Annotated in this window: 10 protein-coding genes; 7 read left to right on the top strand and 3 right to left on the bottom strand. The window is 72.6% G+C overall.

The window, feature by feature from the left end:
* The first annotated feature begins 72 nt into the window (after nucleotides 1-72).
* Nucleotides 73-1035, top strand: a complete 963-nt coding sequence (locus EV684_RS13715; RefSeq protein ID WP_132647849.1) for a hypothetical protein — start codon at nucleotides 73-75, stop codon at nucleotides 1033-1035.
* A 1-nt stretch (nucleotide 1036) separates the two neighbouring features.
* On the opposite strand, the gene EV684_RS13710 is transcribed toward EV684_RS13715, so the two are convergent.
* Nucleotides 1037-1393: a hypothetical protein gene (locus EV684_RS13710; RefSeq protein WP_132647848.1), complete on the bottom strand. Its 357-nt coding sequence runs from the start codon at nucleotides 1391-1393 to the stop codon at nucleotides 1037-1039.
* Nucleotides 1394-1483: 90 nt separating this feature from the next.
* Here EV684_RS13710 and ku point away from each other — a divergent pair, with 90 nt between their 5' ends.
* Nucleotides 1484-2404 carry a non-homologous end joining protein Ku gene (gene ku / locus EV684_RS13705; RefSeq protein ID WP_132647847.1) on the top strand — a complete coding sequence of 307 codons (921 nt, stop codon included), beginning with the start codon at nucleotides 1484-1486 and terminating at the stop codon, nucleotides 2402-2404.
* Here the strand turns inward: ku and EV684_RS13700 are convergent.
* Complete coding sequence (locus tag EV684_RS13700; RefSeq protein ID WP_132647846.1) at nucleotides 2401-4002, bottom strand: ABC transporter permease; 1602 nt, start codon at nucleotides 4000-4002, stop codon at nucleotides 2401-2403. The genes ku and EV684_RS13700 overlap by 4 nt on opposite strands.
* Before the next feature lie 91 nt (nucleotides 4003-4093).
* Between EV684_RS13700 and EV684_RS13695 the strand changes: the two genes are divergently transcribed.
* Entirely contained in the window at nucleotides 4094-5176 is a 1083-nt protein-coding gene (locus EV684_RS13695) for an ABC transporter ATP-binding protein (protein ID WP_132647845.1), read from the top strand.
* Between the two features lie 126 nt (nucleotides 5177-5302).
* A complete protein-coding gene (locus EV684_RS13690) occupies nucleotides 5303-6742 on the top strand; it encodes a S41 family peptidase (RefSeq protein WP_132647844.1) in 1440 nt (479 codons plus the stop codon).
* Nucleotides 6743-6786: 44 nt separating this feature from the next.
* On the opposite strand, the gene EV684_RS24195 is transcribed toward EV684_RS13690, so the two are convergent.
* Entirely contained in the window at nucleotides 6787-7350 is a 564-nt protein-coding gene (locus tag EV684_RS24195) for a PEP-CTERM sorting domain-containing protein (protein WP_200222349.1), read from the bottom strand.
* 131 nt (nucleotides 7351-7481) lie between these two features.
* On the opposite strand from EV684_RS24195, the gene EV684_RS13680 reads away from it, so the two are divergent.
* Genes EV684_RS13680 through rocF form a run of 3 tightly spaced genes read left to right on the top strand, consistent with a single transcriptional unit; the run spans nucleotide 7482 to nucleotide 10058 of the window.
* Nucleotides 7482-8243: a HesA/MoeB/ThiF family protein gene (locus EV684_RS13680; RefSeq protein ID WP_132647958.1), complete on the top strand. Its 762-nt coding sequence runs from the start codon at nucleotides 7482-7484 to the stop codon at nucleotides 8241-8243.
* Complete coding sequence (locus tag EV684_RS13675; protein WP_132647843.1) at nucleotides 8240-9136, top strand: LOG family protein; 897 nt, start codon at nucleotides 8240-8242, stop codon at nucleotides 9134-9136. The genes EV684_RS13680 and EV684_RS13675 overlap by 4 nt, the downstream gene beginning before the upstream one ends.
* Nucleotides 9129-10058 carry an arginase gene (gene rocF, locus EV684_RS13670; protein WP_132647842.1) on the top strand — a complete coding sequence of 310 codons (930 nt, stop codon included), beginning with the start codon at nucleotides 9129-9131 and terminating at the stop codon, nucleotides 10056-10058. The genes EV684_RS13675 and rocF overlap by 8 nt, the downstream gene beginning before the upstream one ends.
* Nucleotide 10059: the final 1 nt, after the last annotated feature.

Here is a 10059-nt window from a genome sequence, read left to right as displayed (position 1 = left end):
GCATGCCACGAGCCCTGCCCGTTTGACGCCATGGCACGCGTCGCGGCGCGCTTTCGGCGATGCTCGCGGCCGATGTCCCTGCCGCCGCTGTCCCACCACGAGATCCTGGCGCGGGTCGCGCCGCTGTCGCGCCGCGGCTGCCGCGTCGACCTCACCGCCAGCGACCGCCTCGCGCGCCGCCTGGTCTTCCGCGCCGTCGAGCACGCGGCCACCGACGCGCTGCCCGCCATCCACGACCAGCTCGAACTCGACTGCAGCACCGAAGGCCGCTTCAAGCTCGCACGCGTGCTGACGATGGCCGGCGCACGCGCCCGGCTCGAAGCCGCCGGGCCCGACCTCGACGTGCTGCACGAGCGGCTGACGGCCGTCGCGCCGCAGCGCGCCTTCAGCGCCGGAGAGGGCTGGACGGTGGCACGCGACTACGCGGTCGACGGCGACGGCGAGGACGGCCTGATCCTGCAGCGCGGCGTCGCACGCATCGCCGGCGGGCTGACCCTGACGCTGGCGCTGCCGGCGGTGCGCCGCATGTCGGCCGAGCTGACGCTGGCGGCCACCGGCGGCCACGAGCTGGAGCTGCCCGAAGACCTGCTCGCCGTGCTGGGCTGGAACTGGGCGCCGCTGGCGCGCAAGCCCGGCGGCTGGGAAAGCCGGCTGCGCGTGCCGGGCAGCATCGCCCAGCGCTGCCGGCGCGCCGAAGCCGAGCTCGACCGCGCCGCCGCGCACCTGGCGCTGACGCTGGCCGAGGCGCCGGCGCGATATCACGAGCGCCTGGCCGCGGCGCGCTGGGTGGCGGCCTTCCGGCGGGCGATCCCGTCGCTGACCGCGGTCGCGCTGGTCGCCACCGTCGCGCTGATGCCGCACGGCGGCGACGACCGCAGCACGCCCGGGCTGTGGTTCGTTTTCTACCACCTGCCGACGCTGGTGCTGGCGCTCAGCTTCTGCCTGCAGGAGATGCCGCGATTCGAGATCCCGCCGCTGCCGCGGCGCTCGGCGGCGGCCGACTGGCGGCGCCTGCCGCGCCCGGCACGCGCCTGAATCAGCGGCCGGTCGTCGGCGCCGACGCCGCCGAACCGCGGCCACGCGGCGTCATCGCCTTGTCGGCCGGGCTGCCGACACCGGGCGGCTGGCCGGGCGTCGAGCCGGTCGCCGGATCGGCCGGCATCCTCGACAGGTCGCCGGGCCGCGTGCCCGGCACGCCGCTGGCGGGCACCGCGGCCTTGTTGCCGTCGTCGGAGGTGGCGCCGGGCGGCAGCGTCGACGGCGTCGTCTCGCTGCCCTGGCGCTGGCCGGTGGCGGCGGGGTCGGTGGCGCCGCCGGCCGGGGCCTGCGCGGCGGCCAGCGACGTGGCGGTGGCCAAGGCCGCCAGCAGGGCGGCTGCATGAAGTCGGGTCATCGTCGTCTCCTCGTGTCCGCGGTCGAGCGCGGGAGCCCGGCGCGGCAACCCGCGTTCCGCCCTCGGGCACGCCGCCTGCCTGCGGCCGGCATGTCCGCGCGCCCGATCGCCTCGCTGTCACTGGGATTCGGCCTCGTCAGCATCCCGGTGAAGCTGTTCTCCGCCGCCGAACCCTCGGCCGGCGTCCGCCTGCACCTGCTGGCGCCCGACGGCGCGCGGGTGCGCCAGCAGTACGTGTCCGAGAGGAGCGGCAAGCGCATCGAACGCCGCGAGATGGTGAAGGGCTACGAGTTCGAGAAAGACCGTTACGTGGTCTTCACGCCCGACGAGCTGCACGAACTCGACGAACACGACGACCCGGCGATCGACATCGTCGCCTTCGTGCCCGCCGACGCGGTGGACCCGCTGTACGTCGACAAGGCCTGGCTGCTGGCGCCCGACAAACGCGGCGCCAAGCCCTACGCGCTGCTGCGCGAGGCGATGCGCGAGAGCGGCCGCTGCGCGCTGGCACGCTGGACCTTCCGCGGCAAGCAGTCGGTGGTGCAGGTGCGCCCGCTGGACGAAGGCCTGGTGCTGCAGACGCTGCTCTACGCCGACGAGCTGCGCCGCCCGGCCGACCTGGACATCGCGCCGGTGACCGTTGCCAAGGCCGAGCTGCAGCTGGCGCGCCAGCTGATCGACCAGATCTCGCAGGACCACTACGACCCGGCGCAGTTCCACGACGAGGAGCGTGAGCGCATCCAGGCGGCGATCGAACGCAAGATCGCCGGGCGCCAGGTCGTCGAGCAGGCGCCGCGCGAGGAGCGCGCCGGCGCCCAGGTCATCGACCTGATGGACGCGCTGCGCGCCAGCCTGGGCGGGCCGAAGGGCGGCAAGGCCGCGTCGCCGACGCGGGCCCCGGCGCGCGGCGAACGCCCGGCACGGCGCGCCGCGGCCAAGCCGCCGGCCAAGAGCGCAGCCAAGCCCCGCACCGCGCCATCGGCCAAACGTGCCGCCGGCGCGCGGCGCTAGTGGCGCAGCGCACGCGACAGCAGCACCACCGGGATCAGGCCGACGGCGACGATGGCCAGCGACGGCAGCGCGGCCTCGGCCAGGCGCTCGTCGCGCGCGAGGTTGTAGGCCACGACGGCCAGCGTGTCGCGGCCGAAGGGGCGCAGCACCAGCGTCGCCGGCAGTTCCTTCATCGCGTCGACGAAGACCAGCAGCGCCGCAGCCAGCGCCGAGCGGCGCAAGAGCGGCAGGTGCAGCTCGCGCCACAGCCGCCAGCCGCCGCCGCCCAGCAGGCGCGCGCTCTCGTCGACCGAGGCCGGCACGCGCGCATAACCCGACTCCACCGACTGCAGCGCCACCGCCGAGAACCGCACCAGGTAGGCGTAGACCAGCCCGAAGGCGGTGCCGGTGAACAGCGCGCCCAGCGGCGCGTCGGGCCAGACGCGCTGGACATAGGCCACCGGCAGCAGCAGGCCGACGGCGATCACCGCGCCGGGCACCGCGTAACCCAGCGACAGCACGCGCGCGGCCACCGGCAGCGGCCCGCCACCGCCGCGGCGCAACGCGTAGCCCAGCGCCAGCGCCAGCGCGGTGGCCGCCAGCGCCGCCAGCCCGGCGAGCTCGAAGCTGTTGCGCGCCCAGCCGGCGAAGCGCGCCAGAGGCAGCCCGAACTCGGACACCGTCGCCTCCTGCCACACCAGCCAGCCCAGCCAGCCGACCGGCAGCACGAAACCCAGCAGCACCGGCAGCGCACACAGCGCCAGCACCGCCGCTGCGGCGCCGCCGCGCAGCACCAGCGGCCGCGCGTCGGCCGAACCGGCGCCGCCCGGGCGCGAGGCGGCGAAACGCAGCCGCCGCTGCGCCCGGCGCTCGACGACCAGCAGCAGCGCGACGACGGCCAGCAGCATCGAGGCCAGCTGCGCCGCGGCGACGCGGTCGTCCATCACCAGCCAGGCCTTGTAGATGCCGGTGCTGAAGGTCGTGAGCCCGAAGTAGCTGCCGACGCCGTAGTCGGCCAGCGTCTCCATCAGCGCCAGCGCGATGCCGGCGGCGATCGCCGGGCGCGCCAGCGGCAGCGCCACCTCCAGCACGCGCCGGCGCAGGCCGGCGCCGAGCAGGCGCGCGGCCTCCATCATCGGCGCCGCGCGTTCGCCCAGCGCGGTGCGCGCCAGCAGGTAGACGTAGGGGTAGAGGCAAAGTACGAACAGCAGCACCGCGCCCCACAGGCTGCGCACGTCGGGCCACAGCGCGCCCTGCGCGCCGGTCAGCGCGCGCAAGGCCACCTGGACCGGGCCGCTGTACTGCAGCGCGTCGGTCCAGGCGTAGGCCAGCACGTAGGCCGGCATCGCCAGCGGCAGCAGCAGCGCCCACTCCAGCACGCGCCGGCCGGGGAAGTCGAACAGCGTCACCGCGGCCGCCGCGCCGGTGCCGACCAGCGCAACGCCGACGCCGACGCCAAGCACCAGCAGCGCCGACTGCGCGGCATAGCCGGCCATCACGGTGGAAGCCTGGTGGCGCAGCACGGCCAGCGCATCGGCGTCCAGCGTCGCCCAGGCGCCGAGCACGCCCAGCACCGGCAGCGCCAGCAACACGCACAACAAGGTCAGCAGCGTTCGCATCGCGGTCGGCCCGGGAACCGCCGGCGATGGCGGCCTCGCGCCGGGAGTCCGGCGGGGCACGGGTGGAAATGCGAACAATTATCATGGACCGATGTTCCTGAACGTGGATTCGGTCTCCGTGCGCTACGGCCGCGGCACGGCACGCGCGGCGGTCGACTCGGTGTCGATCGGTCTGGCGGCCGGCGAGATCGGCGTGCTGCTGGGGCCTTCGGGTTGCGGCAAGACATCGCTGCTGCGCGCCGTCGCCGGCCTGGAACGCTGCGCCGCCGGCCGCGTCACGATGGCCGGGCGAACGCTGTCGGACGCGTCGGCCGGCGTGCACCTGGAGCCCGAGGCCCGGCGCATCGGCATGGTGTTCCAGGACTACGCGCTGTTCCCGCACCTGACGGTGGCCCAGAACGTCGGCTTCGGGCTGAAGGCGCTGCCGCGCGCCGAACGCGAGGCGCGCGTGACGGCGATGCTGGATCTCGTCGGCCTGGGCCATGCGGCGCGGCGGGCGCCGCACCAGCTGTCGGGCGGCCAGCAGCAACGCATCGCGCTGGCGCGTGCGCTGGCGCCGCGGCCCGAGCTGCTGCTGCTGGACGAACCCTTCTCCAGCCTGGACGCCGACCTGCGCGAGTCGCTGGCCCAGGAGCTGCGCGCAATCCTCAAGGACAGCGGCACGACGGCGCTGCTGGTGACGCACGACCAGCTGGAGGCGTTTGCGCTCGGCGACGTCGTCGGCGTGATGCAGCAGGGCCGGCTCGAACAATGGGACCAGCCTTACACGCTGTACCACCGTCCGGCGAGCCGGTTCGTCGCCGGCTTCATCGGGCACGGGGTGTTCGCGCCGGCGCGCATCGCCGCCGACGGCGGCACGCCGGCCGTGCACACGCCGCTGGGCGCGCTGGCCGGCGTCGCCGAATGCCCGCTGCCCGGGGCCTACCCCGGCGACGAATGCGAGCTGCTGCTGCGCGCCGACGACGTCGTGCACGACGACGCCAGCCCGGTGAAGGCCTGCATCGAACGCAAGGCCTTCCGCGGGTCCGAGTTCCTCTACACGCTGCGCCTGCCCGGCGGCGAACGCCTGCTGGCGCACGTGCCCTCGCACCACGACCACGCGGTCGGCGAGTGGATCGGCATCCGCGCCGAGGTGGACCATCTCGTCACGTTCGCACGCGAACGCAGCGCGTGAAGCGCGGCCCGGCGTGCAGCACGCCACGCCTGACGAGGGTCCTCACCCATCCCCCTGTCCTGTGGCGGCACAACCCCGCACCCTATACTGCGCCGCAGTAGAGAGTCGGCTTCGGAGCAGGACGTCATGGGTGCAAAACTGAGAGTTGCCGGGCTGCTGGCGGTGGGGGCCCTCGCGGGCGCGATGACGACGCTGCAGCTGCAGGCCAACGCGCGCGAGACGCTGGCGCCGCTGCCGCTGGAAGAGCTGCAGCAGCTGGCCGCCGTGTTCGGCATGATCAAGAGCGACTACGTCGAGTCGGTCGACGAGAAGAAGCTGATCTCGGATGCCATCGGCGGCATGGTCGCCGGGCTGGACCCGCATTCGCAGTACTTCGACAAGAAGAGCTTCAAGGAATTCCGCGAGAGCACCGGCGGCAAGTTCGTCGGCATCGGCATCGAGATGGGCATGGAAGACGGCCTCGTGAAGGTCGTCTCGCCGATCGAAGGCTCGCCGGCCTTTCGCGCCGGGCTGAAGCCGGGGGACCTGATCACGCGCATCGACGACACCGCGGTCAAGGGCCTGTCGGTCGACCAGGCCGTCAAGCGCATGCGCGGCGAGCCCAACACCAAGGTCAGCCTGACGGTGCTGCGCAAGAGCGAGAACCGCAGCTTCCCGGTGACGATCACGCGCGAGGAGATCCGCGTGCAGAGCGTGCGCGCGAAGATGTTCGAGCCGGGTTACGCCTGGATCCGCGTGAGCCAGTTCCAGGACCGCACCGTCGACGATTTCGCGCGCAAGGTCGAGGATCTGTACAAGCAGGACCCGAACATCAAGGGCATCGTGCTCGACCTGCGCAACGACCCGGGCGGCCTGCTCGACGGCGCGGTGGCCATCTCCGCGGCCTTCCTGCAGCCGGACGTCGTCGTCGTCTCGACCAACGGCCAGATCGCCGACTCCAAGGCCACCTTCAAGGCCGCGCCCGAGTACTACCTGCGCCGCGCCGGCAACGACCCGCTGCGCAAGCTGCCGGCGGCGCTGAAGACGGTGCCGCTGGTGGTGCTGGTCAACGAAGGCTCGGCCTCGGCCAGCGAGATCGTCGCCGGCGCGCTGCAGGACCACAAGCGCGCCACCGTGATGGGCGCACAGACCTTCGGCAAGGGCTCGGTGCAGACGGTGCGTCCGCTGTCGGCCGACACCGCGCTGAAGATCACGACGGCGCGTTACTACACGCCCTCGGGCCGCTCGATCCAGGCCAAGGGCATCGTGCCCGACATCTGGCTCGACGAGACCGCCGAGGGCAACGTCTTCGCCGCGCTGCGCATGCGCGAGGCCGACCTGGAGAAGCACCTGCAGGGGGCCGACGAGAAGAAGGACGACGCTCGCGAGAAGGCGCGCGAGGAAGCGCGCCAGAAGCTCGAGGAGCAGTTCGCGAAGAACAAGGAAACCCCCAAGCCGCTGCCCGAGTTCGGCAGCGCCGAGGACTTCCCGCTGGTGCAGGCCTTCAACCAGCTGCGCGGCAAGCCGGTGATGGTCAGCAAGACCGCCGTCGAGCGCCAGGCCGAAGCGCCCGAAGACAAGCAGTGAGCGACGGCGACGGAGCGGGCGATGGCGTCCGCGCCGGCTGCCGTTCAGGACGGGCGACGCCGCCGGCGCGCCGCCCCGCCCAGCACCACCAGGCCGAGCGCGAAGCCGGCCCAGGTGGCCGGCTCGGGCACCGCGGAGATCACCAGGTTGTCCAGCGCGACGTAACCGCCGCCCAGGGCCGGCACGTCCAGCGCGAAGTGCATCGCCGTGATGCCGAGCCCGGGTTCCAGACGCAGGAAGCCGCGTGTCAGCACCAGCGCCTGGCTGGTGCTGCCACCGCCGGCCAGGTCGTAGGTGACGGTGATCCCGGCCGTCGGCTGGTTCGTGAACCAGCTCTGGCCGATGTCGAAGCCTTCCAGCCGGAAGGCCTGGCCGTCGCTGCGTGCGACGCTCAGCGTGCCGCGCGAGTCGATCAGGTAGGGCGTGCCGTTGAAGGCGCCGACGTTCGGCGCCGTCAGTTCGATGCCGAGGTAACCCGAGTCGGAACTGAAGGCGAGCGGCCCGGAGACGAGGCTGTCGACGGCTTCCACGCGCTCGGTGAACTCGTCGAAGTCCACGGTCTCGACGGCCTGGGCCAGGCCGGCACCGGCCAGGGCGGCGACGGCCACACAATGCTGCAACGGCGACACGGCAATCTCCTGCGCTTGACGGTGCGCGCAGCCTGCCCAGGCCGGATGTCATGCCCCACCCCGCATCCCGAGCGCCAAAGGGCTGTTTGACGAAAGAGCTGTTGCCGGACGTGAGAGACGACCAGCTGCTGCGCTACTCGCGCCACATCCTGCTCGACGCGCTGGGCATCGAAGGCCAGCAGCGCCTGCTGGCCGCACACGCGCTGGTCATCGGCGCCGGCGGCCTGGGCTCGCCGGTCGGGCTGTACCTGGGCAGCGCCGGCGTCGGCCGCATCACCGTCGTCGACGACGACCGCGTCGACGCCACCAACCTGCAGCGCCAGATCGCCCACCGGCTGGACCGCATCGGCACGCCGAAGGCCGAGTCGCTGGCCGCCAGCATCGCGGCGCTGAACCCGGACGTGAAAGTGGACGTGCGGGTACAGCGCGCCGACGCCGCGCTGCTCGACGCCCTGGTGCCGCAGGCCGACGTGGTGCTCGACTGCAGCGACAACTTCCGCACCCGCCACGCCGTCAACGCCGCCTGCGTGCGCCACCGCCGGCCACTGGTGTCGGGCGCGGCGATCGGCTTCGACGGCCAGGTCTCGGTGTTCGATGCGCGCCGCGACGACGTGCCGTGTTACGCCTGCCTGTTCCCGCCCGACGCCGGCCACGAGGACGCGGCCTGCGCGACGATGGGCGTCTTCGCGCCGCTCGTGGGCCTGGTCGGCAGCACCCAGGCCGCCGAGGCACTGAAGTTGCTCGCCGGCATCGGCGAGCCGCTCGCCGGGCGGCTGCTGCTGGTCGACGCGATGGGCATGCGCTTCGACGAGATCCGCGTCGCGCGTGCCGAGGACTGCCCGGTCTGCCGTATGAGCCCCACACAACCATGAACGATCCTCGACTTCCGAACCTCACGTCCCGCAACTTCCCGACCGCCGAAGAAGACGCGCGCACGCTGGAGTCCCAGCGCTACGCCGGCCCCGAGAGCGCCTACCGGCTGGCGTTCACCGACACCAACTTCCTGCTGCGCGAGGAGCTGCGCACCGTGCGCATGCAGCTCGAGCTGCTCAAGCCCGAGATGCTGCAGCGCGAGCTGGGCATCGAGTCGACGATCGTCATCTTCGGCAGCGCGCGCATCCTGCCCGAGGACCAGGCGCGTGAGCGGCTCGAGGCGGCGCGCTCGACCGGCGACGCCACCGCCGCCGCCCGCGCCGAGGCGGCGCTGGCGATGAGCGCCTACTACGAGCAGGCGCGGCGTTTCGCGGCCATCGTCACCGAACGCTCGGCCAAGCTGGAAACGCCGATCTACGTCGTCACCGGCGGCGGCCCCGGCATCATGGAAGCGGGCAACCGCGGCGCCTTCGAGGTCGGCGGCAAGAGCATCGGCCTGAACATCGTGCTGCCGCACGAGCAGGCGCCCAACCCGTACATCACGCCGGAGCTGTGTTTCCAGTTCCACTACTTCGCGCTGCGCAAGATGCACTTCCTGATGCGCAGCAAGGCGCTGGTGTGCTTCCCCGGCGGCTTCGGCACGCTCGACGAACTCTTCGAGACGATGACGCTGATCCAGACCGGCAAGAGCCGGCCGCGGCCCATCCTGCTGTTCGGGCGCGCGTTCTGGGAGAAGCTGATCAACTTCGAGCACCTGGTGGCCACCGGCATGATCGGCGCCGGCGACCTGAACCTGTTCCGCTTCGTCGAGACCGCCGAGGAGGCCTGGGACCACCTGGCTTCGTTCTACGGCTTCGACGCCATCCCGAACGAGGAGACGAACAATGTCTGACCCCGTCCGCCGCGTCAGCCTGATCGGCGCGCCCACCGACGTCGGCGCCGGCGCACGCGGCGCCAGCATGGGCCCGGAGGCGATGCGTGTCGCCGACCTGCAGGCGACGCTGGAGTCGCACGGTGTCGAGGTGCTGGACCGCGGCAACCTCGCCGGCCCGCGCAATCCCTGGCAGCCGCCGGTGGAGGGCTATCGCCACCTCGACCAGGTCGTCGCCTGGAACGTCGCCGTGCACGACGCGGTGCACGCCGAGCTGGCCGGCGGCCGCATGCCGATCCTGCTCGGCGGCGACCACTGCCTGGCGATCGGCTCGATCAGCGCCGTCGCGCGCCACTGCCGCGAAGCCGGCAAGCGCCTGCGCGTGCTGTGGCTGGACGCGCACGCCGACTTCAACACCAGCCTGCTGACGCCCAGCGGCAACATCCACGGCATGCCGGTGGCCTGCCTGTGCGGCCACGGGCCGAAGGAACTGGTCGAGATCGGCGGCCAGGTGCCGGCGCTGAATGCGAAGTGGGTGCGCCAGATCGGCATCCGCAGCGTCGACCCGGGCGAGAAGCGTTTCGTGCACGAGGTCGGGCTCGAGGTCTTCGACATGCGCTACATCGACGAGATGGGCATGCGCCACACGATGGAACTCGCGCTGGCGACTCTGGACGCCAACACCCACCTGCACGTGAGCTTCGACGTCGACTTCCTCGATCCCGAGATCGCGCCGGGCGTCGGCACGACGATCCCCGGCGGCCCGACGTACCGCGAGGCCCAGCTCTGCATGGAGATGATCGCCGACACCGGCCGCCTGGCCAGCCTCGACGTGATGGAGCTGAACCCGGCGCTGGACGTGCGCAACAAGACCGCGGCGCTCGCCGTCGACCTGATCGAGAGCCTGTTCGGCAAGAGCACGCTGATGCGCGCGCCGCGCTGAG

The sequence above is a fragment of the Rubrivivax gelatinosus genome, from assembly GCF_004340905.1.
In the GTDB taxonomy this organism is placed as follows: Bacteria; Pseudomonadota; Gammaproteobacteria; order Burkholderiales; family Burkholderiaceae_C; genus Rubrivivax; species Rubrivivax gelatinosus.
The sequence above is the reverse complement of the archived record's forward strand: the minus strand, read 5'-3'. Positions and strand labels throughout refer to the sequence as shown.